General features: G+C 43.9%; 31 protein-coding genes. 26 read left to right on the plus strand and 5 right to left on the minus strand.

What is annotated here, in order from left to right; genetic code table 11:
• Nucleotides 1-3: 3 nt before the first annotated feature.
• The 5 genes from BO48_RS00085 (at nucleotide 4) to BO48_RS00105 (ending at nucleotide 4455) form a co-directional block, all read left to right on the plus strand.
• Complete coding sequence (locus BO48_RS00085; protein ID WP_496365398.1) at nucleotides 4-1923, plus strand: cytochrome c oxidase subunit I; 1920 nt, start codon at nucleotides 4-6, stop codon at nucleotides 1921-1923.
• Nucleotides 1923-2549, plus strand: a complete 627-nt coding sequence (locus tag BO48_RS00090) for a cytochrome c oxidase subunit 3 (RefSeq protein ID WP_496365400.1) — start codon at nucleotides 1923-1925, stop codon at nucleotides 2547-2549. The genes BO48_RS00085 and BO48_RS00090 overlap by 1 nt, the downstream gene beginning before the upstream one ends.
• 1 nt (nucleotide 2550) lies before the next feature.
• Nucleotides 2551-2895: a cytochrome C oxidase subunit IV family protein gene (locus BO48_RS00095; RefSeq protein ID WP_496365402.1), complete on the plus strand. Its 345-nt coding sequence runs from the start codon at nucleotides 2551-2553 to the stop codon at nucleotides 2893-2895.
• Between the two features lie 130 nt (nucleotides 2896-3025).
• Nucleotides 3026-3979 (plus strand): cytochrome c oxidase assembly factor CtaG, encoded by a 954-nt coding sequence (gene ctaG / locus BO48_RS00100; RefSeq protein WP_496365404.1) that lies wholly within the window; start codon nucleotides 3026-3028, stop codon nucleotides 3977-3979.
• A 20-nt stretch (nucleotides 3980-3999) separates the two neighbouring features.
• Nucleotides 4000-4455, plus strand: coding sequence for a DUF420 domain-containing protein (locus tag BO48_RS00105; RefSeq protein ID WP_496365405.1), 456 nt, complete (start codon nucleotides 4000-4002; stop codon nucleotides 4453-4455).
• Between the two features lie 143 nt (nucleotides 4456-4598).
• Here BO48_RS00105 and BO48_RS00110 read toward each other — a convergent pair whose 3' ends face one another.
• Nucleotides 4599-4955 carry a YugN family protein gene (locus BO48_RS00110; RefSeq protein ID WP_496365407.1) on the minus strand — a complete coding sequence of 119 codons (357 nt, stop codon included), beginning with the start codon at nucleotides 4953-4955 and terminating at the stop codon, nucleotides 4599-4601.
• 125 nt (nucleotides 4956-5080) lie between these two features.
• On the opposite strand from BO48_RS00110, the gene BO48_RS00115 reads away from it, so the two are divergent.
• Complete coding sequence (locus tag BO48_RS00115) at nucleotides 5081-5518, plus strand: YlbF/YmcA family competence regulator (RefSeq protein ID WP_496365409.1); 438 nt, start codon at nucleotides 5081-5083, stop codon at nucleotides 5516-5518.
• Nucleotides 5519-5882: 364 nt separating this feature from the next.
• Here BO48_RS00115 and BO48_RS00120 read toward each other — a convergent pair whose 3' ends face one another.
• On the minus strand, nucleotides 5883-6803 hold the full coding sequence (locus BO48_RS00120) for a glycerophosphodiester phosphodiesterase family protein (protein ID WP_496365411.1): 921 nt from the start codon (nucleotides 6801-6803) through the stop codon (nucleotides 5883-5885).
• Nucleotides 6804-6900: 97 nt separating this feature from the next.
• Between BO48_RS00120 and BO48_RS00125 the strand changes: the two genes are divergently transcribed.
• Complete coding sequence (locus BO48_RS00125; protein ID WP_496365412.1) at nucleotides 6901-7164, plus strand: DUF2129 domain-containing protein; 264 nt, start codon at nucleotides 6901-6903, stop codon at nucleotides 7162-7164.
• Here the strand turns inward: BO48_RS00125 and BO48_RS00130 are convergent.
• On the minus strand, nucleotides 7161-7532 hold the full coding sequence (locus tag BO48_RS00130) for a DUF7147 family protein (protein ID WP_496365413.1): 372 nt from the start codon (nucleotides 7530-7532) through the stop codon (nucleotides 7161-7163). The two genes, BO48_RS00125 and BO48_RS00130, sit on opposite strands and share 4 nt — an antisense overlap.
• A gap of 62 nt (nucleotides 7533-7594) precedes the next feature.
• Here BO48_RS00130 and rsmD point away from each other — a divergent pair, with 62 nt between their 5' ends.
• Together rsmD and coaD are read left to right on the plus strand one after the other, a co-directional pair.
• Nucleotides 7595-8143 carry a 16S rRNA (guanine(966)-N(2))-methyltransferase RsmD gene (rsmD, locus tag BO48_RS00135; protein WP_496365414.1) on the plus strand — a complete coding sequence of 183 codons (549 nt, stop codon included), beginning with the start codon at nucleotides 7595-7597 and terminating at the stop codon, nucleotides 8141-8143.
• Nucleotides 8140-8622, plus strand: a complete 483-nt coding sequence (coaD, locus tag BO48_RS00140) for a pantetheine-phosphate adenylyltransferase (protein WP_496365415.1) — start codon at nucleotides 8140-8142, stop codon at nucleotides 8620-8622. Before rsmD ends, coaD begins: the two co-directional genes overlap by 4 nt.
• On the opposite strand, the gene BO48_RS00145 is transcribed toward coaD, so the two are convergent.
• Entirely contained in the window at nucleotides 8612-9757 is a 1146-nt protein-coding gene (locus tag BO48_RS00145) for a nucleotidyltransferase (protein ID WP_496365416.1), read from the minus strand. The genes coaD and BO48_RS00145 overlap by 11 nt on opposite strands.
• A 112-nt stretch (nucleotides 9758-9869) precedes the next feature.
• Here BO48_RS00145 and BO48_RS00150 point away from each other — a divergent pair, with 112 nt between their 5' ends.
• The gene (locus tag BO48_RS00150) at nucleotides 9870-10388 is read left to right on the plus strand and encodes a YceD family protein (RefSeq protein ID WP_496365417.1); all 519 of its coding nucleotides are present in this window, start codon (nucleotides 9870-9872) and stop codon (nucleotides 10386-10388) included.
• Between the two features lie 2 nt (nucleotides 10389-10390).
• Nucleotides 10391-10564, plus strand: a complete 174-nt coding sequence (rpmF, locus tag BO48_RS00155; RefSeq protein WP_052256701.1) for a 50S ribosomal protein L32 — start codon at nucleotides 10391-10393, stop codon at nucleotides 10562-10564.
• A gap of 27 nt (nucleotides 10565-10591) precedes the next feature.
• Here the strand turns inward: rpmF and BO48_RS00160 are convergent, their stop codons facing one another.
• Complete coding sequence (locus BO48_RS00160; RefSeq protein WP_496365418.1) at nucleotides 10592-11059, minus strand: N-acetyltransferase; 468 nt, start codon at nucleotides 11057-11059, stop codon at nucleotides 10592-10594.
• A gap of 110 nt (nucleotides 11060-11169) precedes the next feature.
• Here BO48_RS00160 and bshC point away from each other — a divergent pair, with 110 nt between their 5' ends.
• The 15 genes from bshC (at nucleotide 11170) to BO48_RS00235 (ending at nucleotide 26421) form a co-directional block, all read left to right on the plus strand.
• Entirely contained in the window at nucleotides 11170-12756 is a 1587-nt protein-coding gene (gene bshC, locus BO48_RS00165; protein WP_496365419.1) for a bacillithiol biosynthesis cysteine-adding enzyme BshC, read from the plus strand.
• 140 nt (nucleotides 12757-12896) lie between these two features.
• Complete coding sequence (gene mraZ / locus BO48_RS00170) at nucleotides 12897-13328, plus strand: division/cell wall cluster transcriptional repressor MraZ (RefSeq protein ID WP_496365420.1); 432 nt, start codon at nucleotides 12897-12899, stop codon at nucleotides 13326-13328.
• An 11-nt stretch (nucleotides 13329-13339) separates the two neighbouring features.
• Nucleotides 13340-14269: a 16S rRNA (cytosine(1402)-N(4))-methyltransferase RsmH gene (gene rsmH / locus BO48_RS00175; RefSeq protein WP_496365421.1), complete on the plus strand. Its 930-nt coding sequence runs from the start codon at nucleotides 13340-13342 to the stop codon at nucleotides 14267-14269.
• 12 nt (nucleotides 14270-14281) lie between these two features.
• Nucleotides 14282-14665 carry a cell division protein FtsL gene (ftsL, locus tag BO48_RS00180; protein ID WP_496365422.1) on the plus strand — a complete coding sequence of 128 codons (384 nt, stop codon included), beginning with the start codon at nucleotides 14282-14284 and terminating at the stop codon, nucleotides 14663-14665.
• Nucleotides 14652-16823, plus strand: a complete 2172-nt coding sequence (locus tag BO48_RS00185) for a penicillin-binding transpeptidase domain-containing protein (protein ID WP_496365423.1) — start codon at nucleotides 14652-14654, stop codon at nucleotides 16821-16823. Before ftsL ends, BO48_RS00185 begins: the two co-directional genes overlap by 14 nt.
• A 9-nt stretch (nucleotides 16824-16832) precedes the next feature.
• Entirely contained in the window at nucleotides 16833-17795 is a 963-nt protein-coding gene (gene mraY, locus BO48_RS00190; protein ID WP_496365424.1) for a phospho-N-acetylmuramoyl-pentapeptide-transferase, read from the plus strand.
• A complete protein-coding gene (gene murD, locus BO48_RS00195) occupies nucleotides 17796-19130 on the plus strand; it encodes a UDP-N-acetylmuramoyl-L-alanine--D-glutamate ligase (protein ID WP_496365425.1) in 1335 nt (444 codons plus the stop codon).
• 19 nt (nucleotides 19131-19149) lie between these two features.
• Nucleotides 19150-20415, plus strand: coding sequence for a cell division protein FtsQ/DivIB (locus BO48_RS00200; RefSeq protein ID WP_496365426.1), 1266 nt, complete (start codon nucleotides 19150-19152; stop codon nucleotides 20413-20415).
• A gap of 107 nt (nucleotides 20416-20522) precedes the next feature.
• A complete protein-coding gene (gene ftsA, locus BO48_RS00205; RefSeq protein WP_496365427.1) occupies nucleotides 20523-21983 on the plus strand; it encodes a cell division protein FtsA in 1461 nt (486 codons plus the stop codon).
• Between the two features lie 26 nt (nucleotides 21984-22009).
• A complete protein-coding gene (gene ftsZ / locus BO48_RS00210) occupies nucleotides 22010-23155 on the plus strand; it encodes a cell division protein FtsZ (protein WP_496365428.1) in 1146 nt (381 codons plus the stop codon).
• A 61-nt stretch (nucleotides 23156-23216) separates the two neighbouring features.
• Nucleotides 23217-24002 carry a purine nucleoside phosphorylase YfiH/LACC1 family protein gene (locus tag BO48_RS00215; protein ID WP_496365429.1) on the plus strand — a complete coding sequence of 262 codons (786 nt, stop codon included), beginning with the start codon at nucleotides 23217-23219 and terminating at the stop codon, nucleotides 24000-24002.
• Nucleotides 23995-24627, plus strand: a complete 633-nt coding sequence (locus BO48_RS00220; RefSeq protein WP_496365430.1) for a YggS family pyridoxal phosphate-dependent enzyme — start codon at nucleotides 23995-23997, stop codon at nucleotides 24625-24627. Before BO48_RS00215 ends, BO48_RS00220 begins: the two co-directional genes overlap by 8 nt.
• Complete coding sequence (locus BO48_RS00225) at nucleotides 24624-25259, plus strand: cell division protein SepF (RefSeq protein WP_496365431.1); 636 nt, start codon at nucleotides 24624-24626, stop codon at nucleotides 25257-25259. The genes BO48_RS00220 and BO48_RS00225 overlap by 4 nt, the downstream gene beginning before the upstream one ends.
• A gap of 11 nt (nucleotides 25260-25270) precedes the next feature.
• On the plus strand, nucleotides 25271-25582 hold the full coding sequence (locus tag BO48_RS00230) for a YggT family protein (RefSeq protein ID WP_496365432.1): 312 nt from the start codon (nucleotides 25271-25273) through the stop codon (nucleotides 25580-25582).
• A gap of 59 nt (nucleotides 25583-25641) precedes the next feature.
• Nucleotides 25642-26421, plus strand: a complete 780-nt coding sequence (locus tag BO48_RS00235) for a YlmH family RNA-binding protein (RefSeq protein ID WP_496365433.1) — start codon at nucleotides 25642-25644, stop codon at nucleotides 26419-26421.
• Nucleotides 26422-26439 lie beyond the last annotated feature (18 nt).

Here is a 26439-nt window from a genome sequence, read left to right on the forward strand (position 1 = left end):
CACATGGCACAAACAAGTACAAAGAAACAAGGTGTTGGTTCTGTAATCTGGGAATATATGACAACAGTCGACCATAAGAAGATTGCTATCTTGTATTTGATCGCTGGTGGATTTTTCTTCGCACTTGGTGGTATAGAAGCAATGTTGATCCGTCTACAACTGGCGGTTCCAAACAACGACTTCCTATCAGCAGGATTGTTTAACGAAATGATCACCATGCATGGTACGACTATGATATTCCTGGCAGCCATGCCGTTACTATTCGCATTTATGAACGCAGTAGTTCCATTGCAGATCGGGGCGCGTGACTTAGCGTTCCCATTCCTGAACTCACTGGCAGTTTGGTTATTTATTCTTGGTGGTATCTTCCTTAACCTTTCATGGTTCATGGGCGGAGCACCGGATGCAGGCTGGACAAGCTACGCATCACTTTCAATCGACTCCCCTGGACACGGCGTAAACTTCTACACTCTTGGTCTACAGATTACAGGAGCGGGTACATTGATGACAGGTATCAACTTTGCAACAACGATCATTACGATGAGAGCACCTGGTATGACATACATGAGAATGCCATTATTCACATGGACGACTCTTGTTGCAGCGATTCTTATCGTATTCGCCTTTCCACCGCTTACAATCGGTATCTTCCTGCTTATGTTTGACCGTATGTTCGGTTCAAACTTCTTCATAGTAGAGGCAGGCGGTAACACAATCATCTGGGAGCATTTATTCTGGATTTTCGGACACCCTGAAGTGTACATACTGATACTTCCGGCGTTCGGTATATTCTCTGAGATATTCTCAGTATTTGCCCGTAAGAGATTGTTCGGTTACTCAGCGATGGTCTTCGCGACAGTCCTTATCGGTTTCTTCGGATTCATGGTTTGGGCGCACCACATGTTTACAGTTGGTCTTGGACCTACAGCAAACGCTATTTTCGCAGTAGCGACAATGGCCATCGCAGTTCCGACAGGTATTAAAATATTCAACTGGATCGCCACCATCTGGGGCGGCAGTATAGAATTCACGACGCCGATGCTTTACGCAGTCGCATTTATCCCTTCATTCGTAATGGGTGGGGTAACAGGTATTATGCAGGCAGCAGCACCGGCTGACTATCAATACCATGACTCATACTTTATCGTTGCCCACTTCCACTACGTTATCGTTGGTGGTGTAGTATTCGGTCTCCTTGCAGGTCTCCACTACTACTGGCCGATAATGTTCAATACGATGTTGAATGAAGTCCTTGGTAAGATTACATTCGTGCTGTTCGTGTTAGGTTTCCACCTCACATTCTTGATCCAGCACTTCCTTGGACTGTGGGGCATGCCGAGACGTGTGTTCACATTCCTTGACGGACAGGGTTATAACGCAGCCAACATGATATCCACCATCGGGGCCTTCTTCATGGCCGCAGGAGTAATCATATTACTGATCAACATTATAATGACACTTGTGAAAAACGAAAGAGTCGGAACGGATCCTTGGGGAGACGGCCGTACGCTTGAGTGGTCACTGCCATTACCGGTTCCTTATTACAACTTTGCACAAGTACCATTGGTCCGCGGACTGGATCCATACTGGATTGAGAAGAAACAAGGCGACGGCAAGATGATGCCTGCGGAATCTATTGAAGACTTCCATATGCCGAACAACTCAATCATTCCGCTGATCATGGCACTTGGCCTGTTCATTGCATCATTCGGTGCACTGTACTTCGCAGATGGTAAAGATTGGGCAATCGATGCAGTATCCGCATTGGATGTAAAACCTTGGGCACTGCCTGTCCTTATGATTGGACTTGCTATCACATTCATTTCAATGGGTGTACGTTCATGGAAAGACGACCTTGGTTATTACGTAACTAAAGAAGAAATAGAGAAAGATCTTGAAGAATTAGAAAGGGGTGCGAAATAATGGCTAACATGGAATACAATGTGCCTAGCGAAAGATGGCCGGTCCATCCCGAAACTGCTACGGCAGAAGGTAAGAATAAGTTTGTAGGTTTTTGGATATTCCTTGCTGGTGAGACTGTTTTATTCGCATCGCTTTTTGCGACATATCTGGCACTGAAAGACTCAGTACCTAGCGAAGATCATTTATTGGCAGCGGAGCTGTTCCACCTGCCGCTTGCATTTGTCATGACGATGTTACTTTTAACATCGTCCCTGACAAGTGTGTACGCGATATATCACATGAGAAACAACAACTTCCAGAAGATGCAGTTGTGGCTCGGAATTACAGCACTTCTTGGTGCAGGGTTCCTTGCACTTGAAATTTATGAGTTCGTGGAATATGTCGGTCTTGGACACTCATTCCGTTCAAGCGCATTTGGTAGTGCATTCTACTTCCTGATCGGAACGCATGGTTTCCACGTAATTGTCGGCCTGATCTGGGTGACATTGCTCATTTTACGTAACGCTAATCGCGGTATATCTGTCTACACAGCAGCAAAAGTAAATACCTTTGCATTGTACTGGCACTTTATTGACGTTGTATGGGTATTCATCTTTACTATCGTTTACCTGTTAGGAGTGTTATAAGATGGCAGAAATGAATCAAGAAGTAATGACAAAAACGCAGCTTGAGTACTTGAGAAACCAGCGTACTAAAGAAATGCGCCATCAGCTCGTATCATTCGGGCTGATGATATTCCTGACATTCATGGCATTCATTCTGGCGGCGTCAGATGTGCCTGCACAGTTTACGATTCCAATCGTACTCGGTTTTGCATTCATTCAGGTCATCCTGCAGTTCTACTATTTCATGCATATGAAAGATAATGGACACGAGTTTGCCAAACTGCTCATAATGACTGGAATGTATTTCGCAATCGCATTCGTTGTCTGCATGGTCTATATCGTATGGATCGGTGCACCAATCGAATAATCAATAAAGACCAACACGGGATGTGTTGGTCTTTTGTCATTATATTGTCATGTAATGCACCCTGGGTATATTGTTAAAAATGACAAAAAAACTTATAATGTTGATAAGTGATGAAAAAGGGTGATTTTTAATGGAAAATTTATCGTCCATATCTATATTCGGATTCATGGCTAATTGGAGCCCTTTCTTTCTGGTATTCACTGTCATGGTCACCGTCGTATATTTTCTGGTGACTAAAAGATGGTACAGGGAATTTGAAGGCGGACGTCCGATTACGAATAAAGAATCTGCTATATTCATAACAAATATGGTTTTAATTTATATTTTATACGGCTCTCCTGTAGATTTGCTGAGCCACATACTTTTCAGTTTCCACATGCTGCAGATGGCATTTGGATTCCTGCTCGCAGCACCATTATTTTATGCTGCACTGCCTGAATACTTACAGAAATATCTTGTCGGTCTTCCGGTGGTCAAACAGATTTTTGCAATTGCGAAAAAACCGTTGATTGCATTGATACTTTTCAATGGTACATTTTCTGTGTATCACCTGCCGGTTGTAATGGACAGCCTAAAAATGAGTGCAGTTGCGCATAACGCAGTCATCATACTTTTATTTGTACTGGCACTCGTAATGTTCTATCCGATATTCAACAAAGTTGAACCGAAAGAGAATCATATGGGCGGACTGTTCAAGATGCTCTATATATTCGGAATCGGTGTGCTTTTAACACCGGCATGTGCGTTGATCATATTCGCTTCAGAGCCGATGTTCAGCACTTACACAGACGGAGATGCATGGCTGTCTGCAATGGAACTGTGTGTACCTGCGGGAACACTGGACAGTCTTGTCGGTCAGGGTATGATCTCAGGACCTGAATACTTTACAGATTCAGAGCCGATCCACGATCAGCAGGCGGGCGGAATCATCATGAAAGTGATGCAGGAAGTGTTCTTCGGGTTCATGCTCGCATTCATATTCTTCCGCTGGTACAAAGATGAGCGACGTGATGAGGAAGAAGTGACACGCCGTTCACTTGAAGAAGCAAGAATCAGAAAAGAGTTTCAAAGTCAGTTTAGATAATAAGGAGAAGTCATAACTATATGGAATTTATACTGCCGACAATCAATACATTTTTTATCATCCTGAGTGCAATATTCATGGCAATCGGTTTAAAGCATATCCGTGCCAGACAGATTGAACTGCATGAAAAATGGATGAAGCTCGCAGCACTCGCTGCACTGATATTCTTTATAGGCTATGTATCGAAAACAGTATTTATAGGAAGCACGCAATTCGGCGGGCCGGATAATCTGAAACCTTTCTATGTAACGTTTTTAATCAGCCATATCATCCTGTCCACAACAGGCGGCGTGCTCGGAGCATACCAGCTGTTTACCGGGACTAAAAGGAAACTCGGCATACACCGTAAAGTCGGCCCGGTTGCGGCGACCATCTGGTTCCTGACAGCAATCACGGGCATCATGGTATATGCTTTGCTTTATATCATCTATCCAGGCGGCTCGACAGCCGGTCTGTTTGATGCGATCTTCCATTAAGGTGGAATGAACAGGATATAGATATTAATCATGCACCAGAGCCGTATTCAGGGCTTTGGTGCTGTTTTATTTTCAGGATATAAAAAAAACCGGCCGTGAACCTTCATTTGAGGTCACGGCCGGTTTTTATTTACATATAAGTATTAAGTCAACACTTTTAGCTCTTTAGTCACTTTACGGATATTGTTGACAGCGTGCTCGACAATTCTTTCAGGGAAGTGTTCGTCACTGCCGTACTCAATACCTGTTGGGAAATAGTGTTTACCCATATAAGGGTCCATCAGCTGGATTGTTGCATCGTTTGCACCCACATCGCCGTCTACAGCGTAGCCCGGCAGGCGCAGATAATAGATACCTTCAGGAATCTCATACTTGAAATCAAAAGTCATACGCTCGTAATCCCAAGAACCACCAAGTACCCATCCATTTTTATTCATAACATTTTGTAAGACATCTTGAGGCACAACTACTTTCTCAAGACCAGAGTTTTCGAAAATCATGAAATTTCCTCCCTAGCATTAATAACATTAATTCAATTTTAATCTATAACCTTAACAGTTGCAAATAGAATTTCACTCTCGCAAAGAATTATGAAGTTTGTTACTATAAATTGAGAGGTGTTTTTATGACAACATTACAAGAATTAACACTGCTGGACCAGCTGGACCGGATGAATCATATGATTACTCAGACCGAAGAATTTAAACATTACTGTAAATATAATCATCTTATAAATAATGATCCCGAAGTTCTCGACATCATTTCCACATTCAAAAGGATGAAGGAAGACTTTGAAGAAGTCAGCCGATTCGGCAAATATCATCCCGACTTCACAACAAAGAGAAGAGAAATCAATCAATATAAGAAAAAATTAGATTTACATCCGATTGTCATGGAATTCAGACGCGCTGAATATCAGCTCCAGGCACTCCTCGACGAAGTGCTCTTCCATATGAGCGAAGACGTCAGCGAACACGTCAACATCGTCAGTGATAATCCATTCTTCGCCAAAGATTCAGGCGGTGGCTGCGCCACAGGCGGCAGCTGTTCCTGTGCAGTATAAATTTTATAATAAAAACCGGACGCCCTCGATCATCCACTTAAAGATGATGGAGGGCGTCCTGGTGTTTGGCGGGAAGTCCGGCAGGGGATGGTGATTGAGCCGGTTGACGGTGAAAGGGGTGGGACCATAATGACAGTAGTTCTCCTGCTGTGCAGATGCTGTCTACACGTTTCATACCGTATGCTGTTTAGATATAAGAATTTTCGGTGTGATCTCAACGGGTATGAAATGAGCTGGCTGCTCACTCAGCTCTGAAATCACTGCCAAGTGAGCAGGCGACATCCACGATAACACCGCCGCCGCCTAAAATCTCCACAAAAATACCCGGCTCAACTTGAGCCGGGCTGGATAAGTCCCATCTAATTTAGTATCTCTGTTTCATCAGGTGGTAGCTGATGTCAGGAAAGTCTGTAACGATTGTGTGGGCACCTTTTTGAATGAGTTCGTCCATCTTGTCCATATCGTTGATGACCCAGTATCCTACTGCGACGTTCATGTTTTGCAGGAATGCGATGAATTTCTCATTATCAAGCGGGTAGCCTTTGACGTTTACCGGAATCTGGAATGTATCTGCATTCGGCTGGTAAAGGTGTTTGAATCCGGTCTTGAAGCTGAAGTAAGCTTTTGTGACCTGTTCTTCACCGGCCCCGAGTGCGATTTCGTCTCCGGAGTACAGTTTGAATCTGTTGATCTGTGCGTCGTGGAAGCTCGTGACGAGTACGCGGTCTTCAGCGCCGAGTTCTTTAATCAGTCGGTAGAGTACCGTCGGCATCAGGCTGCCTTCGTAAGTTTCCGGTTTATCTTTAATATCGATATTGACGAGTTTGTCCGGATAGTTTTCAATCAGTTCCTTCAAAGTAAGGATTTTCGCATCGTCGTGGCCTCTGAACGGTGAGTTGCCTTCGATGTCTCTGAAGTGATAGCCGAAGTCGAGCGCTTTCAGTTCCGCAAGTGTCATGTTGCTGACGCGGCCGGCGCCGTTTGATGTCCGGTCGACATATGCATCGTGCATGACAACGATCTCTTCATCTTTCGTCAGGCGGATGTCGACTTCAAAACCTTCCACATTGAATTCGCTGGATTTATCAAATGCCAGTTTAGTATGTTCGGGCGCCAGTGCCATGCCTCCGCGGTGTGCGAAGATGTAAGGCGAGCGTCTTTTAAAGTACGGCTTGATGTGCTGGACTTTTGTTTCGGATGTAAGTTTCGTACCGATCCAGAGTCCGCCGACGATGCCTCCTGCAACACCGATTGTTGTTAAAACTCTCTTGATACATTTTCTCATTTAAAATATCCTCCAATATGATTCTGTATGATGCTATTAAAAAGTTGTTTCTAAAATGGTATGATATCCTTATACAAATTAGATGGGTGGGACAAACATGTTAAAGAAACGAATGGGTATTTACATTTATTTTAAACAAAATAAATTCATTAGACAATTAAAACGTTATGGCCATCTGATTTATGTAAATAAAGATAAAAAGTACTTATTAATATATATTAACGAATCAGATGTTTCTCAAACAATGAAAGAGCTGAATAAGCTTAAATACGTCTCTGATGTCATTGTCTCACAATATCCCAATATTAAAAGGGAATATGAACGTGAGAAACATGAGGCGAAAGATTACAGGGTGATCTAGTTCATCGGCGGCAGCAGGTGATTCAGTCTCAGCACGCCGATCATGTATTGGAAATATTGTTCAGGATCATGGAAGTCTTCCGGTGTCCGGGTGGTCATCTCGACTTTTTGAATGTTGTATTTTTCAAGGCTTTCATTGATGATTTTATATTTTAGCTGATGCTTGCTTGTCATCGGAATGCCTCTGTAGATTGTATAGAGTGCCTGGAAATTTCCACGCACGGGTTCCATGACGAGTAGAAAGGTGGATGGTTCGTCTTCAACGTGCAGGTAGATGCCTGATTTTATACGTTGATGGTTATATTCGATGAGGGCTTCAAGCTCGAAAATATCGCCGTAGCCGTCACCGAGACGGATGAATTTTTGCATGTATGATCAACTCCTGTTATTCATCTTATCTCAAATCAACAGAAAATGGAAAGAGGATTTTTATGAGAATAATCAGTGGCTATTATAAAGGCAGGAAAATCTCCGCTTTACCGCATAAGGACACACGGCCCACAACGGATAAAGTGAGGGAGAACATCTTCAATATACTGGGGCCTCTCGAAGGGGACGTGCTGGATTTATTCGCAGGGACCGGTGCACTCGGCATCGAAGCGCTGAGCAGAGGTGCCGGAAGCTGTATTTTCATCGACGGGGCAAAAGATGCGATCGGTGTATTGAAGAAAAATACCGAAGGTATCGAGGAGCCGGTCGAAATATACCGCAATGACTACAGGCGGGCGCTGAAGGCGCTGGCTAAAAGAGAGAAGTCCTTCGACCTGATTTTTTTAGATCCGCCATATGATAAGAATATCGTTTCTTTTGCACTGTCGGAAATAAAAAAACTCGGTCTGCTGAATGCAGACGGCCGGATTGTTGTTGAAGCGGGGAAGAGTGAATCTTTTAAAAATCCCGGTTTTGACAATGTACGGGCGGTCGTTTATGGTACAGTTAAAGTAAATATACTGAAAAATATTGAGGAGAAATCATCATGACAAGAATAGCGGTTTGTCCGGGCAGTTTCGACCCGATTACATATGGACATTTGGATATTATTGAAAGAACGAGCAAAGTGTTTGATAAGGTGTACATCTCGGTCCTAAGAAACTCTTCCAAGAAAGGTTTGTTCACGCCGCAGGAAAGAGTGGACATGATAGAAGAAGTGACGAACCATCTGGATAATGTGGAAGTGAAGCAGTTCGACGGGCTGCTTGTGGACTTCTGTCACGAAGTCGGCGCGAAAGCGATTGTCAGAGGTCTGCGTGCGGTCAGTGACTTCGAATATGAAATGCAGCTGACGAGCATGAACAGAAAGCTAGACAGCGATATAGAGACCATCTATATGATGACAAACAACAATTATTCATTCATTTCATCATCCATCGTCAAAGAAGTGGCGAAATACGGCGGCAAAATCGAAGATGTTGTACCGCCGCATGTGGCCATGCTGCTTCAGGATAAATTCAGCGAGTGATGATGACGGGGGTGTTGAAGTCATTGTGAGCTGAATGATGTGCAATGTTATAGACGTCTGTCGCCATGATCTCATCGCTGATATGGCGGCTGTTTTCTTTATTGACGTTGGTAATGATTTCGACATCTGAATCTCTCAGTGTCTTCAAATATTCCTGACCGGAATGGTTCATGGCGAGTACACGCACGGCATTGATATTTCTAACATCATGTGCGGCCATGTCACTGTAAGTGATGTTTAAAAGGATGCACGTCATCAGACGGTTCAGGCGTGTCCATGTGTAGCGTTTTGTTTTTATGCGGTGCATGAAGGCGTCATAAGTATCCGCGCCGCGGACATTTGATTTCAGACGGTGTTCCAGGCCTTCTGACATCATATAGATTTCCCGCAGCGCTTCGGGGCTCTTATGTGTGATGATCACCTTCAGCGTCTGAAAGAAGTCCGCATTGCTGACGGTTTTATTTTTAATAATATCTTCTGTGAGTGCAGGCGGCATAAAATTTTTCACGGCTTCTCCGCTGCCGGTCATAATGTTATTCCTGATGCTTGTTGCGCTTGAAAATTTACCGGCGGACAGGTCGGGCTCATTGTACTGGTTGCTCTGCCTTTTGATCGTGAGCGGTGTAATGCGGCTGCCGAGCGTTTCGATGGCGCGTATGTAGCTCAGGCCGAGGATGTTGTTCGAGCCGCTGAGATCACCCTTGCCGAGCAGTTCTGCGAGTGCACGCGGGTGGCTGTAGCCTTTTTTAATCAGTGCGGACAGTTCGTCTTTGTTGACGTTGTCCCGGCTGTCGGTGTACAACTGTTTGAGGGTGTTTATGTCGCCGGACTCGCTGCCGAAGACGAGGTGCGTGCTCCCGAGGAGTTCAGCGATTCTCACGCCGCCGAGTGCGAAATCGTCGGCAAAGCTGATGCTGTTTTTAAGCGGGAGCTCGACAACAAGATCGACGTGTTTGACGGCGTGTGCGGCCCGGATGAATTTATTCGTAATGGCGGCTTCGCCGCGCTGTGTGAAGTTGCCGCTCATGACGGCGATGACGATATCGGCATCTGAAACTTTACGGCTTTCATTGATATGATATATATGACCATTATGGAATGGATTATATTCAGTGATGAGGGATGTGATATTCATTGAAAAGGCCTCCTTTATTCTGTATTGTATCAAATAATCTGTTAAGAAAATAACTTGACATAAGTCCCCATAAAATGTACAATATTTTTTGTGCTCATAAGAGGTGAAGAGTATGAAATGGACGTTGGCTCAACTAAGAAAATTCCATGATGAAGTGATCAAATTTGATGAATCCCTGGAGCTTGAGAATTTAACAGACCGCAAGGATATCTTATCTGTTGAATCGCTCAATGTTAAAGGTGAAATATTTGTGCGCAGCAGACAATTCAATGCGCAGATTTATATCGATGCGATTATCAACATGCTCGACAGTCGAACATCTGAAGATATTCAAGTCCCGCTTCAAATTGAATCATTGGAAATCTTTGATGAAACTGTCCATGAGGATGATGATCTGGATGAAAATGTTCATCCTGTGATTCATACATTGGATTTAGAACCTGTTATCAGGGAACTCATCATTGTGAACCTTCCAACCGCTTATACGACAAGCGATGAACCACTTGGGAGTGGAAAAGATTGGGAAGTCATCGATGAAGATGAGTTTGCTCACGAGAGTGAGGGAAAAACAGATCCCAGACTTGAAAAATTACAAGCACTACTTGATAGTGATGAAGAAAAGGAGGATTAATCATGGCAGTACCTAAAAGAAGAACATCTAAAACTCGTAAAAATAAACGCCGTACGCATATTAAACTTTCAGCGCCAGGAATGGTTGAATGTTCAAACTGTGGTGAAATGAAACTTTCACACCGTGTTTGTAAATCATGCGGAAGCTATAAAGGTGAAGAAGTAGTAAATAACTAAAAAAGATGAGCTTAGGCTCATCTTTTTTTATTGCTGCAGAGTGTAACCTTCAGGGAACCAGATCAGTGCGTTGTCTGCAAGGTCTCTTTCAATATCGTATTTTAAAGTTTCAAAACCATGGTCTTCAAAAAATGAACGGGCGTTTTGACGGCTGATTGCCTTGATCGGCATATTCTGCTCTTTTACATAATCGATCAGCTTGGAACCGAACCCCCTGCCGCGGTATTTCTCCAGTACTTCCAGTTTCCATATGACGAGGTAGTCATGCGGCGGATCGAAGATGGGGCGGTTGTCATCTTCTTTTCTATACAGACACATGCGTGCAGCCAAATTTTCGCCGACATATATACCGTAAAACGGCGAATCGATATCAGCATCGATCACATTCCCTTTAAGCTCTTCCATCATTTGCAGTTCCTGGGTGCCGTACTCCCCGAACTTTTTAAAATCCTCGGCAGTTTTATAATTGATTGCCAAATGTTTGATCTCAGACATTAAAATCGCTCCTTTCGTCCATTATATTATATTTAACAAACAGTTCAATTGTTTTATAAAATGAAAAAATCTATAATTTTAATTAATCACCGTAACAAAGGAGAAAGACAATGGAAATTGAATGTATGAAATTCTCTAAAGATAAGTTTATTGATAAATTTAATCAGCAGGAAGAGGATGTACTTAAATTTTATCAAAACCTCTCATTAAATGAAAAGAGTATCGATCAAGTGCTGGCGAGACCCGCCCACAATCATACGAAAGCACTTGCTGAGATTATAAGAAATGATATGGAGACATACGGCTTATCGGATGCACAGGAGAAGAACCTGGAACTGCTTGCGGCCGGCAACCGGGCAGTCATCGGCGGCCAGCAGGCGGGTCTGTTCATGAGCCCGAGCTATATCATCCATAAAATAATGTCCATCATCATCGTGACTAAGGATATGAAAGAAAAATATGATTATGATGCGGTACCTGTTTTCTGGGTGGCCGGAGAGGATCATGATTATGAAGAGATCAATCATACATTCGTCTATGACGACATGCATAGAAAAAAGAAGAAGATCAGCTATAAGCCGAATCTCAAAGTCAATATGAGTGTCGGTTTTTATGAATATGACAAACAGGCCATGAAGGATACGCTGGATAAAATCATGGAAATGTGCGGCGACCGTGCGGACTTGAAAGCTTTGAAAAATAAAGTGACTGGATTCATCGATACGCACACTTACTGGACTGAGCTGTTCCACGCGCTGGTCCACGATGTCTTCAAAGATGAAGGTGTTTTGATCTTCAACAGCCACACACCTGAAGTGAGACAGTTTGAAAAGGCGATGTTCAAAACGATGATCGAATCCCATGAGGAAATCGATGATGCATTTGTGAGCGGCCAGAAAGCGCTGGTGGAGGCGCTCGATATTTCACCGACGATCTTCACGGAAAACAACGTGCATCTGTTCCTCAACGCACCGACGGTCCGGACGCTGCTTGAAAAAGACGGCGCGCATTTTAAAGCTGAAGATGAGAAATATACTAAAGAAGAACTTCTTGACCTGCTTGAAACGTCTCCCGAGCTGTTCAGCAATAATGTGGTGACGCGTCCGCTGATGCAGGAGATGCTGTTCAACACACTGATATTTTTAGGCGGCAATGCCGAAGTGAAATATTGGGGCGAGCTGCATAAAGTGTTTGAAGTGATGGATGTCGATATGCCGATCATTTTAAAGCGCATCGAGTTCGAATATCTATCCCCGCGTCTTGAAAAGCTGATGAAAAAGCATGAACTGGATTTCACTCCAAAGCTTTATGATACTGTCGATGAACTTAAACGGACGATGGTGGAAGACGATGTCAATTCCGACTTCATCCAAAAGATCGATGATATTACAAAAAGTGCCGAAAACAGTTATAAAGAACTGCACGACATTAACAGCCAGGATTTTATGACGGATATTGTCGAAGCGAACTTCAAACATCATCTGAAACAGCTGGATTATCTGGAGCGCAGATATAAGACAGAAGTGAAGCGGCACAGAAGAAAAGAACTGGGTGATCTTACAGAACTGCAGGAAAAATTACTGCCGGACGGCGGACTGCATGAACGGATGTACCACCCTTGGCAATATATGACGGATTTCAGGGAATTTCCTCCACTTTCCTACACAACGGATTTAGTCCTCATCAAAACTCCATAACATCAATATTCAGCCGGCGGCTTTCTAATTTTAGAAAGCCGCTTTTTTTATTTTATTTAAATTCCTCGGACTTTATTTGTATAATTTGTGGTGAAAAGTGGTGGTATGTGGTAATTTATAAATAGAGGCAGGTGGATACCATGTTCATGGGAGAATTTAACAATAAACTCGATACAAAAGGCAGAATGATCGTTCCAAGCAAGTTTCGCGAGGATCTTTCAGAGCAGTTTGTAATTACACGGGGTCTTGATAAATGTCTCTTTGGCTACACACATGAAGAATGGTCCCGCATTGAAGAAAAGATGAAAAACCTGCCACTGACAAAACGTGATGCCCGTAAATTCATGCGTTTATTCTTCTCAGGCGCAACTGTCGTCGAGGTGGATAAGCAGGGAAGGATCAATATCCCTCAAAATTTACGCACTTATGCAGGGCTTTCAAAAGATTGCACAATAATTGGTGTTTCCAGCCGGATTGAAATTTGGGATTCAGAAGAATGGTCCGATTTCTATTCCGACTCAGAGGAAAACTTTGAAGATATAGCAGAAGACTTAATAGACTTTGATTTATAGGATGTGACGATGTGTTCAGTCATGACACAGTATTATTAGAAGACACAGTGGACGGTCTCAACGTTAAGGAAGATGGAATTTATGTGGATGCCACTTTGGGCGGCGGCGGTCATACTGAATATCTCCTCAGTAAAGTCACAACCGGTAAAGTGATTGCGTTCGATCAGGATATTTATGCGATTGAACATGCACAGAAAAAATTTAAAAATGATGAACGATTGATTCTTGTACACAGTAATTTTGAAAATCTGACAGAAGAATTGAAAGCTTTGGATATAGAAAAGATTGACGGAATCATGTATGACCTGGGTGTATCAAGCCCGCAGCTCGATATTACCGAGCGGGGGTTTTCGCATACCAGGGAAGCGAGACTCGATATGAGAATGGATCAGTCCCAGTCCCTGGATGCGTATGAAATTGTAAATACTTATTCTTACGAAGCGCTTGTCAGCATTTTCTTCAGATACGGAGAAGAAAAGTTCTCCAAGCGTATCGCAAGAGAAATTGAACGAAGAAGAAAAGAGCAGAACATAGTGACGACAACGGAATTGACAGAAATAATAAAGTCCCAAATACCGCACAAGTACCGCCGCACGGGCGGCCATCCGGCGAAAAGGGTGTTCCAGGCGCTCAGAATCGCCGTAAATGATGAGCTTGGCGTATTTGAACGATCGCTTGAAGCGGCGATTGACATATTGAACAAAGACGGCAGAGTATCTGTCATCACATTCCATTCATTGGAAGACAGAATCTGTAAACAGATGTTCGTCGAATATGAAAAAGGACCGGACCTGCCTAAAGGCCTGCCTGTCATTCCTGAAGAATATCAGCCGGACTTAAAGCGAATCAACCGCAAACCGATTCTTGCGGCCGGGGAAGAACTGGAAAACAATCCGAGAGCACGCAGTGCGAAATTAAGAATCGCAGAGAAACAAAAATAGGATGTGTTAAGTATGGCAGTAGAGAGGTATCGTCAAGCAATACCGAATACAAAACCGAACGACCAGAGTCAGGAGAAATCACACCCCAAGACGCGGACGAAAAATAAAGTCGTCGGCCTCAAGCGGGGAGAAGCGATAGTTTATATAACACTGATGATAATGATCACCATTACAGCATTATTTGTACTGTCTTCAAAGATGGAGGCTTATGAGCTGCAGAGTGAAATCACGAACATAGAAAGTGAAATTGCGACGAAAAATGGTGAAATCGACGAGTTGAACACGGAAGTGACACATTTGGCATCCTATGATAGAATTTACGAGAAAGCTGGTGAGCTGGGTCTAGATTTAGACAACGGCAATGTAAAGGTTGTTGAAAGACATGGCAAAAATTAAAGTAAAGTTCATGAATAGAACGACATCATTTTCAGTCGGTGCGCTCCTAGTATATCTATGTATAGGAGTGCTTTTTCTTTTGATATTCTGGCAATTCTCATATTTGATGATCGGTAAATCACTGGAAGATGAAGATCTGGTCGCACATGGGCATGAAAAATTCACAAGAACTGCAGTCACCAATGCAGAAAGAGGTGATATCACAGACCGTGAAAACAATATTCTGGCGAGTGATATGGAAGCGTACCGTGTGGCATTGATTATTGATGAAGACTATCCGAATCACGTAGAGGATAAGGAAAAGGTGGCCTCTGTACTTAATGAAGTACTGGGCATCGATGAAGATGAAGTGCTTGAGAAAATTGACAAAGGCATCGAAGAGGGGCGTTTCCAGGTCGAGCTCGGCAGAGCGGGCATGGACATTTCCTATAATGAAAAGCAGGCACTGGAAGAAATCCAGGCAGACGAGGATTCGGGTGTCAGCGGTTTTTATTTTGTAGCGGAAACTAAACGTTTCTATCCGAACGGCAACTTTGCTTCGCATCTTGTGGGTTATGCAGAACAGGATGAGGAGACCGGCGGACTGTTCGGCCAGATGGGCATCGAGCGTGCGTATGACGATGTGCTGTCGGGAGAATCCGGATCGACCGGTTATACACAGGATGTGTGGGGCTACATAGTGCCGAATTCGCAAAATCAGGTCAAGGCGCCTGAAGACGGTGCGGATATCCAGCTTACGATCGATTCGAATATTCAGCTGTATCTGGAAGACTCGCTTGATGAGATGGAAGAGCATTTTGAACCGGAAGAACTGTTTGCGGTCGTGGCGGATGCAAAAACCGGTGAGATTTTAGGGTCCGGTCAGAGACCGTCCTTCAACCCGAGAACGCGTGAAGGTTTCGGCAACAGCTGGCTGAATATGCTCTATCAGTATTCATTCGAGCCGGGTTCCACCTTTAAAGTGTTCAGTCTTGCTGCTGCGATTGATGCGGGCGAATATGAACCGGATATGACATTCGAGTCCGGTGAATTCGATGTCGGCGGACATACAATTTATGATTGGGAGCCTGAAGGTTGGGGGAATATCACTTATAATGAGGGAATGCAGTATTCTTCCAACGCGCTCATGATGATTTTACAGGATAAAGTCGGCGAAGATAAAATGCTCGAGTATTACCAGGACTTCGGCTTCGGCGAGACGACGGATTCGGAGTTTCCGCGTGAAGTGCCGGGTGTCATTGCCTGGGATGAGGAACTGCAGCGTAAAACAACATCATTCGGCCAGACTTCGACGGTCACCCCGATTCAGATGATTCAGGGCATGACGGCGATATTGAACGGCGGCGAGATGAAAAAACCGTATGTTATCGACTCGATTACCGATCCGAATACGGATGAAGTGCTGTATGATGGAAAAGAGTCTGTTGTGAGACAGGTGATCAGTCCTGAAGCGGCTGAAAAGACGCAGGAAGAAATCAATACTTTTGTCGGCGGCTCAATGGAGCGCAACCCGCAGTATCAGCTGGATGATTATGAAGTGGCCGGCAAGTCCGGTACCGCACAGATCATCGATCCTGAAAACGGCGGATATATGAGTGGAGACTATGAATTTTTAACTTCATTTATCGGTTATGCTCCAGAAGATGATCCTGAAGTGATCATCTATTATGGTATCAAGCTCGCTTCTAAAAATAAGGAAGACACTTGGGATTACGGTGTGATGCACGGCTTCAACCCATTGATGGAACGTACCCTCAAGTATTTGGAAGTCGGTACACAGGATGAGGAACAGACGGCAGAACTCATCCCGGTTGAAGATTATACCGGCGAGAGTATGGCGCAGGCGGAACTGCCTGAAAGTGACACCATCCATCAGCTTGTCATCGGTGAAGGGCAATCGATTGAAGACCATTATCCGAAAAATGACACGCTATTGCCTTATGACACTTTATTCGTCAAAACAGACGGCCAGGCGACTATGCCGGACCTTAGCGGCCTGTCCAAGCGGGAAGCAATAATTTTTGGAGATTTTGCAGAAGTGGATATTACAATAGAGGGTGAGGGCTTTGTTACCGACCAGTCGGTCGAGGCAGAGGCACCGTTGGAAGAAGGCAGTGAAATCACCATCACATTATCGTCAAATGATCCAAATGACTAGGAGGACATGATGAATTTTATATTTTTAGTACTCGCATTTGCATTAACAGCAATTTTAGTGCCGATGACCATACCGCTTTTAAAGCGTATGAAGTTCGGCCAGTCGATCAGAGAAGAGGGGCCTGAGTCCCATCAGGTCAAGACCGGCACGCCGACAATGGGCGGACTGACATACCTCATACCGACGATACTGCTCGCATTAATGGCATTGTTTTTTGTCGATGATATTTACAAGATGCTCGTTCTCATCATCGTGACAATCGGCTTCGGTCTGATCGGTTTCATCGATGACTATATCATCGTCGTTAAAAAGGATAATACAGGATTGACATCCAAGCAGAAATTTTTGGCGCAGATTGCGGTGTCGATCATTGTTTACATCATAATGGCGAACTGGATTCCGGACATTACAAACAGCATTTATATACCGGGGACGGAATGGTCGATTCCGCTCGGCTTCCTGTTTGTCGTGTGGATCATATTCTGGCTGGTCGGTTTCAGTAACGCCGTCAATCTGACGGACGGACTCGACGGTCTGGCGACCGGTCTTTCCATCATCGCATTCGGTGCGTTTCTGACGATCGCATCGATGTATCATGAATATGAAATCGCGCTGTTCCTGTGCATCATTATCGGTGCACTGCTCGGTTTCCTTATTTATAATAAATACCCTGCAAAGTTATTTATGGGAGATACCGGGTCACTTGCCCTCGGCGGTGTGATCGGGATTGTTTCGATCATGATCAACAACAGTCTGCTCCTTTTGTTCATCGGTGCGGTATTTGTTATAGAGACGGCATCCGTTATGCTGCAGGTGGCGTCATTCAAGCTTACTGGAAAAAGAATATTCAAGATGACACCGATCCACCACCATTTCGAACTGCTCGGATGGAGTGAATGGAAGATTGTTGCCGTATTCTGGATGACAGGTGCAGTGACCGGTGTGATTGGAATTCTGCTGGGAGGACTTTAAATGGGTCATAGTAAATACAAAGATAAGAAAGTCATCGTTCTCGGTTACGGCCGGAGCGGCAGAAGTGCCGTCAACACGATGATCCGCTTTGGCGCCAACGTCGTTTTGACGACCAATGAAATATTCGCAGATGAGAGTATCAGACAGCTGTTAAAAGGCCAGGGCGTTGAAATCGTCGACGGCCACCACCCGATGAGCCTTTTGAATGATGCAGAACTGATCATCAAAAACCCCGGGATACCTTACACCATTGACTTCATTCAGGAAGCAGAAAAACGCGGCATTCCGATCATCACTGAAGTCGAACTGACAAAAGACATCACCGACGCAGGGATCATCGGCATCACCGGCACGAACGGAAAAACGACCGTGACCCATCTGATCGGGGAAATGATGGCCAACGATAATAAAAAACCGATCCTCTGCGGCAATATTGGCTATCCTGCGAGTGAAGCCGCGTTTGAAGCAGATGCAGACAACGTACTCGTCATGGAGCTGTCATCTTTCCAGATGATGGGCGTCCGCACATTCAAACCGGATGTCGCGGTGCTGACGAATATTTATGAAGCGCATATGGACTACCATTCTTCAAAAGAGGAATACGTGAATGCAAAGCTATCTTTATTAAAAAACCTGACTGAATCTGATCTGATTGTTTTCAATGCGCAGCAGAAGTTCTTTTTGGATAATTATCAGGGGCCGGCTGACATCAAATATTTCAGTGGTGAAGGGCATGCGGATGCGTACATTAAAGACGGCTGTATCTGCTTTGAAGATACGGAACTGATCAATATCGACAATGTCCTTTTAAGAGGCAGCCATAACTATGAAAATATTCTCGCTGCAATTATAGCGGTCAAACAGTTCGGTGTATCTGATGACGCAATCATTAAAACGCTGAAAGCGTTCGGAGGCATTCCGCACCGGATGGAATATCTCGGCATCATAGACGGTGTCAAATATTACAATGATTCAAAGGCGACAAATAATCTCGCGACATCATTCGCCCTCGACAGTTTCGAAGTGCCGACGGTCTGGATTGCAGGCGGTCTCGACAGAGGCCAGTCGTTCGAGGAACTGAGCAGGCATTCAGGCCACGTCAAACATCTTATTGCATATGGTGAGACGGCTGAAAAGCTGAGCGGGTTTGCGAAAATACAAAACATCGGAGTGAGTCTCGCTGAAAATCCATATCATGCGGTGCTCGAAGCAAAAGAAATCGCTGAAGACGGCGAAATTGTGCTGTTTTCACCGGCGTGTGCCAGCTGGGATCAATATAAGGATTACGAGGCACGCGGCGACCATTATAAAGAAGGCTTTCATAAAATCTACTAAAGGGCGGTGAGCCATCAAGATGAGAGATAAAGAGGAAATTTCAAAATTAAGAGATAAACTGCGTCAAAACCGTAAGACATATTCGCAGACATCAATAGAGTCCCGTCTTTATGGCTCACCGGAAGATGACGGTAAAGATGATGAAAAGCCGGAAGAAGGCATGGGTAAGGGCGGCATTAAAAAGAGAGAGACTCCTGCCGAAAAATCCGGGGGGCAAAAGGAAAATGAACCTGAGCTTCCGGAAGAGGAATATTTGAGCGAGTCACTGATAGAAAAAAATGAATGGACGGATGTGCCGGACTCCGCTGATGAAGAGAAGGCAAAGCGTGATAAAATGGCTCGAGATAAGCCGCGCAAATCTGTGAAAGCACCTGGAAAGGCAGGGAAGAAGAAAAGGTTTAAGAAGAAAAATAAACCGAAGCGTCCCAAGAAGCCTAAAACTTATACAAAGTTAACGGCCCTGAAAGAAAATATTATGCTGATTCCAAAATACATACTGATTCCGGCCGTCATTCTATTCCTTTTATTTGCCGGACTCATCTGGTATGTATCGACAGATGCAAGTAATCTGAAGGAAATAGAAATCAGCGGAAACAACATAATCACCGAAGAAGAAATAAAAAGCCGGCTTGATTTTGCTTCAGGTGATAAGATGTACAGTATAGACATCGGCACCGCCGAGGAAAATATTTCGCTGCTTCCGATCATCGTTGATGTCAATGTGGAGCGGAACTGGTGGAACGGTGTCACGGTCAGTGTCAGTGAACATCAGGTCGTCGGCTATATCGAGAATGAGGGCGGCTATAACCCTGTACTCGAAAACGCAAGAATATTGAGAGGGTATCAGGTCAGTCCGGTAAACGGACCGCTGATCTATTTTTTTGAAGGCGAGGAAATGGATGACCTTGTAGATAATCTCAATGAGATCGAGCCTGAAATAAGGCAGGGGATTTCTGAAGTTTATTTCAGACCGACAGAAAATTCCCTGGGCAGAATTCATCTTCTGATGAATGACGGCCAGGAAGTTGTGGCGGATTACCGTGATTTCGGAGAAAAGATGAATCATTATATCGGCATGAAAGAAGAAATCGGCGATGACACAGAAGGCATCATCGATATTGAAATCGGCAGCAGTTTCCTGCCGTACAATACGAATGAAGCCCGTCAGATTAAAAACGGTATATACAATTCTCCAGAAGCGACCGGTTACGTCAACGAGGTGAATACCTCATTGAACAATGTCAAAGATACACTCAATCAATTTGAGGAATCAGAGGAAGAATAAAGTATCCGGGTTAAATTTTTGTATAATTCTTGTAAATAGTTCACAATTAACCTGTGATAATGTAAACTGATAATAGTAAATTGATAGCTCGCTAGGAGGCAGATGACTTGAAGGAACATTACTATGTAGCCCTTGATATAGGCTCATCAAGTGTTAAAACAGTCGTCGGTGAGAAGTTTCATGATGGCGTAAACATCATCGGAATCGGTCAAACTTTCACTGACGGGATATCTAAAGGCATGATTACAGATTTTGAGCTTGCCAAAAGTGCAATTAAAGATACAGTAAAAAAAGCAAGTATTTCATCTGGCGTGGAAATTGATGAAGTATTTTTAAAAATGCCGATCACTGATTCAGAAATAAAATTCAGTGAGGAAGCAATAAGATTCGGCGGAGAATCGACAGAAATCAGTGGTGAACATATAGAGTCCCTGTTGGAATCATTAAGAGAAAAAGAGATGGCAGGGGACAAAGAGGTCGTTACCGTATTTCCGGCTCATTTCATCGTCGACGATCTGCATGAAGTGGATGATCCAAAAGAAATGGTCGCAACACAGTCACTTGCCGTCAAGGCAGGCGTCGTCCTGACGAACCGCACATTATTAATCAATGCGGTGAAATGCGTGGAAGAATCCGGTCTGACGATACTCGATGTATATTCGGACGCGGTCAACTACGGCCATGTGCTGACAGATGCAGAAATAGAGCTTGGCGGCGTTGTAATAGACATCGGCGCGGATCTCACACAGTATGCATACTTCGAACGCGGCGCGCTGAAATATGCATCAAGCATTCCGGTGGGCGGCAACTTGATTACGGGCGATCTGACAGAGGCATTCAATATGCCGTTCGACCATGCTGAAAAAGTCAAAAACCAGTACGGACATGCTTTCTTCGATATGGCAAATGATGATGACATCATCCGCCTGAATCAGATCAACTCTGAAGATTCAATTGAAGTGACACCGAAGGATTTAGCAGATATCATTGAACTGAGACTGGAAGAACTTCTGCTGGATGTGTTTGAAGATCTTCAGCGCCAGTCGATTACGAAAGTCAGCGGCGGCTTCGTAGTAACGGGCGGTACCGCAAACCTGCTCGGCGTCAAAGAATTGATGCAGGATATGGTCTCTGAGAAAGTGCGTATTCATGTACCGAATCAGATGGGGGCAAGAAAGCCTGAATTCTCCAGTGTGATTTCTACAGTAAGCAGCGGAATTTCATTTGATGAGTTACTGGAATATGTTACAATTGATAATTATGACACAGCAACAGAACCAGTCTCTTCAGAAACTCCGGAAGACGCCGATTCAAACTTCTTCAGCGGCTTATTCAAAAACAGAAAAGATAAGAATGAAGCAGAAAATCTATCATCAGGAAACGTACCGGTGCAGCAGGAAGAGGCAAATGATGACGTTGTTGAAACTCCTGAGTATGAAGAGTACACGGAGTATTCATACGATGATGACCAAAAAGTCAACGATGCGAAAGCAGAACAGAACCGGCCGAAAGAATCGAAAGATGTGGGCGGTTATATGAAAAAATTATTTAAGAATCTATTTGAATAAGATGAATCATTGGGAGGAAAAACAAGATGTTGGAATTTGAGCAAGGTTTTAACCATTTGGCAACTTTAAAAGTTGTTGGTGTAGGTGGCGGCGGTAATAACGCTGTCAATCGTATGATTGATGACGGCATGCAGAATGTTGAATTTATTGCAATCAATACAGACGGACAGGCTTTAAATCTGTCCAAAGCAGAATCAAAAATCCAAATTGGAGAAAAATTGACGAGAGGACTCGGCGCAGGTGCAAACCCGGATATCGGTAAAAAAGCTGCTGAGGAATCCCGTGAACAGATTGAAGATGCACTGCAGGGTGCGGACATGGTATTCGTTACTGCAGGCATGGGCGGCGGAACCGGTACAGGTGCTGCGCCGATCGTTGCTAAAATTGCGAAGGAAATGGGCATTCTTACAGTCGGTGTAACGACACGTCCATTCTCATTCGAAGGCAGAAAACGCCAGACACAGGCAGCAGCGGGTGTCGACGCAATGAAAGCGGCAGTCGATACACTGATTGTCATTCCTAATGATCGTTTATTGGATATTGTTGATAAATCAACACCTATGATGGAAGCGTTCAAAGAAGCGGATAACGTTCTTCGTCAAGGTGTTCAGGGTATTTCAGACCTGATCGCTGTAAGCGGTGAAGTGAACCTTGACTTTGCAGACGTTAAGACAATCATGCAGAACCAGGGCTCGGCGCTTATGGGTATCGGTATTTCTGCAGGTGAAAACCGTGCAGTCGAAGCGGCTAAGAAGGCGATTTCAAGTCCACTGCTTGAAACTTCAATCGTCGGCGCACAAGGTGTGCTGATGAACATTACAGGCGGAGAGTCATTATCTCTGTTTGAAGCACAGGAAGCAGCAGATATCGTACAGGATGCGGCAGATGAAGATGTAAACATGATCTTCGGTACTGTCATCAATCCTGAGCTTGAAGACGAGCTTATCGTTACTGTCATTGCTACAGGCTTCAATGAAAAAGGTGTGAACCGTACGCCTGAAAGACCAGCAGTTGAAGACAAGAGAGAATCTTTCGGTTTCACAGGCAGTGAAGAAGAGCCGAAAAGAACACGCAGCTTCCAGAAAGAAGAAGATTCAGGCGTGAACAACTCACAGGACGATGATTATGAAGTGCCGACTTTCCTGAGAAATCGTAATCGTCGCAGACGCTAATAATTATTTTGATCAAAGTCAGAAAGGCGCGCCTTTCTGACTTTATTTTTGAGGTGAGGATATGAGTCAGTTTTCTTTTCAGCCGCATCAGCACTTTTATGGTAATAAAGACGGCGACTGTCTGTTTGGTTATACAAAAAGGACGGGCGGCCTGAGTGATTATCCGAAAGACAGTTTCAATATGGCTTTATATATCGGTGACGATAAGGATAATGTGAACAGGCACCAGGATATGCTGGCAAGTGAAATTGATCTTCCCCCTGAAAATTGGGTCCTCCCGATTCAGACACACGGGGGCAGGGTGCAGGAAGTCACTTCAGATGACCTCGGTACCAATGTTCGTGAACTCACGGCCGGATTGGATGATATCGATGCGATATATACTTATGATGAAAATGTGCTTCTGACAATGAATTATGCAGACTGTGTGCCGGTTTACATCTACAGCAGAATCAACAGCTTTACAGCACTGGTTCATGCAGGATGGAAAGGCACATCGAAAGAAATATTGAAAAGCACACTCAATGAATATGATGGACACCCGGGTGACCTTACCGTCATCATCGGCATCAGCATCAACCAGTCACACTATGAAGTGGATGATAAAGTGATCGATGCACTTGGTGAGCGGTACTTAAAAGATGCGGCCATTGAAACGGACAGCGGTTACCAGCTGGGTTTAAAAACAGTCAATAAAAACCAGGCACTTGATTTTGGTGTGGACGCGGACAATATCCATGTCACACCGCTGGGTACGGAAGATACCGGCCAGTTTTTCTCCTATCGTCTTGAGAAGGGGAATACAGGCCGTGCATTAGCATTTATAGGGAGAGTATCAAATGATTAAAGAAAATTTTAATGCGATAAAAGAAGAATTGACCGATGATGTGAATATTATAGTCGTGACTAAATATCATACTGTTGAAGAAACGCTGGAAGCATATGAAGCCGGCGTCAGAGACTTTGGTGAAAATCGTATTGAAGGATTTTTGGAAAAAAGAGAAGCTTTGCCGGAAGATGCGAATGTACATTTCATAGGAACGCTGCAGTCAAGGAAAGTAAAGGATATCGCAGGCTCCATGACACATCTTCATTCACTGGACAGAGAAAGTGTTGCCAAAAAAATTGAACAATATGCAGATGATGAGGTAAAATGTTTTGTACAGGTCAACGTATCTGAAGAATCTTCAAAACACGGTCTGTCTGCAGATGACGTGCAGCCGTTTCTTTTGAAACTGGCGCCATACAGCAAAGTGAAAGTCATCGGTCTTATGACGATGGCGCCGCTTACAGAAGATGAAGCGGTGCTGAATGGTACATTTGGCCGCCTGAAAGAATTGAGAGATGAATTACAAACGACATATCCGGAAATCACGGAACTGAGCATGGGTATGAGCAACGATTATAAAATCGCACTCGATCACGGCGCGACACATATACGTATAGGTTCTAAAATTATGGGAAGCAGGTGATTTTTATCGCAATAAAAAACTTTTTAAAAGATATTTTTGTCGTTGAAGTTGAAGAGGAAGTACCTGCTGATTCTGAACAGAAAAAGAACGAGTCAGCGAACAGGAACAAAGAAGACGCCCGGACGGGAGTCAAAGATAATAAGAGCAAAGTCACACAGCTTGATTTATCCAGAAATGAAAAAAGTTCCCATGACAGTAAAAAGGATAAAAAAAGTGTATCTGTGAATCAGAATAATAACAAATCACAGCGCTCTTTCTTTAAAAAAGAACGACAAAAACCTGCCGACCAAAGCACTACAGGGCAACGAAGGAATTCACCACAGAGTTATAAGGAGACCACTTTGATGAATGCTGATAACATGAATGCAAAAGTTCATTTATTTGAACCGAGAGTCTTTTCTGAAACACAGGATATTGCAGATGAACTTAAAAATGAACGGGCAACCCTTGTCAATTTATCTAAAGTAGATGCGGGCCCCAAAAAGAGGATTGTAGACTTTTTAAGCGGCACCGTTTATGCATTAGATGGTGATATCCAAAAGGTCGGAAATGATATTTTCCTTTGCACACCAAAAAGCGTTTTAGTCGAAGGTGAAATCTCTTCAGATAAAGAAAACTCAGAGGAAATGTAAGGAGAATTATTTTGGATAAATCACTACTGCTCAATATAGTTGGAACAATAGCACAAATATCGTTTATCGCTTTACAATTATTAAGATGGGGGCTCATCATATATATTTTAAGCTCCTGGCTGCCGGCGCTCCGAGAATCAAAATTCGGCGAGTTTTTAGGAAAGGTTTTTGAACCGATACTTGAACCGTTCAGAAAGCTTATTCCGCCGCTTGGCGGCATGCTGGACTTGTCGCCGATCATATTATTTCTTGTTTTATGGTTGTTCCAAAGCGGCCTTGTGGCAGTATTTAATGCTATAAACACATTTATAATACAATTTTAATGCATGGTCACGGTGATATTCATTTATCGCCGTGATTTTCAAATTAAGGAGCATTTAAAGTGAAGGAAATCTTTCAACACTTCAGACCCGAAGAAAAAGAGACCATCATCAAACTGAACAGCCGTTTTGAAATTGCTGAGCGGGATTATTATCCTGTGCTTCTGGATTTTCTGGATCCGAGAGAACAGAGTATCGTCAACAGTCTGTCCGGATACTACCCCGATGTGAAAATAGAATTTTACGGCGGGGGCGCACCGCGGGAGCGGATGCGCGCAATGCTGATTCCGGAAATGCTGGAAGTTTCAAAGGATGATTTCGAAGTGATGGTGCTTGAACTTGACTATCCGGAGAAATTTGTCAATCTTGAACACCGGAATATACTGGGTGCCATAATGAGCGTCGGGCTGGACAGAAATCTGATCGGCGATATCGTCATCGGCGACTCGATACAGTTTGCCATCGCAAAACCTTATTTTCATATTTTTGAAACGGAGCTTACGACAATAAAAAATGCTCCGGTCACTTTGAGTGAAGTGCCGCATGCCGAATTTATGGACATTGTTGATGACGGTGTGTCAGAAACGATGCTGATATCGAGCTTCAGGCTGGATACTGTGACGAGCGATCTTTTAAAAGAGGCCAGGGCGAAGTCCAAAAACAGAATCGAGAAGGGTAAAGTGAAAGTGAATCATACGGTCATCCAGAATCCTTCTTTCATTCTGGAAACAGGCGATGTCGTATCGGTCCGGCATTTCGGACGCTATAAAATTGATGAGATGTTACATGAAACGAAAAAAGGGAAATACAGAGTTAAAGCAAAAGTTTATAAAAGTAAATAAAAAGTCAAATCAGAGGTG

This window comes from Lacicoccus kunmingensis DSM 17847 (genome assembly GCF_059568765.1).

Excerpts from the sequence above, each read along its gene's own strand:
- mraZ (WP_496365420.1), top strand. The coding sequence starts at position 12,897 with ATGTTCATGGGAGAATTTAACAATAAACTCGATACAAAAGGCAGAATG.
- BO48_RS00090 (WP_496365400.1), top strand. The coding sequence starts at position 1,923 with ATGGCTAACATGGAATACAATGTGCCTAGCGAAAGATGGCCGGTCCAT.
- BO48_RS00220 (WP_496365430.1), top strand. The coding sequence starts at position 23,995 with ATGATTAAAGAAAATTTTAATGCGATAAAAGAAGAATTGACCGATGAT.
- BO48_RS00145 (WP_496365416.1), bottom strand. The coding sequence starts at position 9,757 with ATGAATATCACATCCCTCATCACTGAATATAATCCATTCCATAATGGT.
- rsmD (WP_496365414.1), top strand. The coding sequence starts at position 7,595 with ATGAGAATAATCAGTGGCTATTATAAAGGCAGGAAAATCTCCGCTTTA.
- BO48_RS00095 (WP_496365402.1), top strand. The coding sequence starts at position 2,551 with ATGGCAGAAATGAATCAAGAAGTAATGACAAAAACGCAGCTTGAGTAC.
- ftsL (WP_496365422.1), top strand. The coding sequence starts at position 14,282 with ATGGCAGTAGAGAGGTATCGTCAAGCAATACCGAATACAAAACCGAAC.
- murD (WP_496365425.1), top strand. The coding sequence starts at position 17,796 with ATGGGTCATAGTAAATACAAAGATAAGAAAGTCATCGTTCTCGGTTAC.
- rpmF (WP_052256701.1), top strand. The coding sequence starts at position 10,391 with ATGGCAGTACCTAAAAGAAGAACATCTAAAACTCGTAAAAATAAACGC.
- BO48_RS00215 (WP_496365429.1), top strand. The coding sequence starts at position 23,217 with ATGAGTCAGTTTTCTTTTCAGCCGCATCAGCACTTTTATGGTAATAAA.
- BO48_RS00160 (WP_496365418.1), bottom strand. The coding sequence starts at position 11,059 with ATGTCTGAGATCAAACATTTGGCAATCAATTATAAAACTGCCGAGGAT.
- BO48_RS00130 (WP_496365413.1), bottom strand. The coding sequence starts at position 7,532 with ATGCAAAAATTCATCCGTCTCGGTGACGGCTACGGCGATATTTTCGAG.
- ctaG (WP_496365404.1), top strand. The coding sequence starts at position 3,026 with ATGGAAAATTTATCGTCCATATCTATATTCGGATTCATGGCTAATTGG.
- BO48_RS00185 (WP_496365423.1), top strand. The coding sequence starts at position 14,652 with ATGGCAAAAATTAAAGTAAAGTTCATGAATAGAACGACATCATTTTCA.
- BO48_RS00115 (WP_496365409.1), top strand. The coding sequence starts at position 5,081 with ATGACAACATTACAAGAATTAACACTGCTGGACCAGCTGGACCGGATG.
- BO48_RS00105 (WP_496365405.1), top strand. The coding sequence starts at position 4,000 with ATGGAATTTATACTGCCGACAATCAATACATTTTTTATCATCCTGAGT.
- BO48_RS00150 (WP_496365417.1), top strand. The coding sequence starts at position 9,870 with ATGAAATGGACGTTGGCTCAACTAAGAAAATTCCATGATGAAGTGATC.
- bshC (WP_496365419.1), top strand. The coding sequence starts at position 11,170 with ATGGAAATTGAATGTATGAAATTCTCTAAAGATAAGTTTATTGATAAA.
- BO48_RS00085 (WP_496365398.1), top strand. The coding sequence starts at position 4 with ATGGCACAAACAAGTACAAAGAAACAAGGTGTTGGTTCTGTAATCTGG.
- ftsZ (WP_496365428.1), top strand. The coding sequence starts at position 22,010 with ATGTTGGAATTTGAGCAAGGTTTTAACCATTTGGCAACTTTAAAAGTT.
- BO48_RS00120 (WP_496365411.1), bottom strand. The coding sequence starts at position 6,803 with ATGAGAAAATGTATCAAGAGAGTTTTAACAACAATCGGTGTTGCAGGA.
- BO48_RS00125 (WP_496365412.1), top strand. The coding sequence starts at position 6,901 with ATGTTAAAGAAACGAATGGGTATTTACATTTATTTTAAACAAAATAAA.
- coaD (WP_496365415.1), top strand. The coding sequence starts at position 8,140 with ATGACAAGAATAGCGGTTTGTCCGGGCAGTTTCGACCCGATTACATAT.
- BO48_RS00110 (WP_496365407.1), bottom strand. The coding sequence starts at position 4,955 with ATGATTTTCGAAAACTCTGGTCTTGAGAAAGTAGTTGTGCCTCAAGAT.
- BO48_RS00200 (WP_496365426.1), top strand. The coding sequence starts at position 19,150 with ATGAGAGATAAAGAGGAAATTTCAAAATTAAGAGATAAACTGCGTCAA.
- mraY (WP_496365424.1), top strand. The coding sequence starts at position 16,833 with ATGAATTTTATATTTTTAGTACTCGCATTTGCATTAACAGCAATTTTA.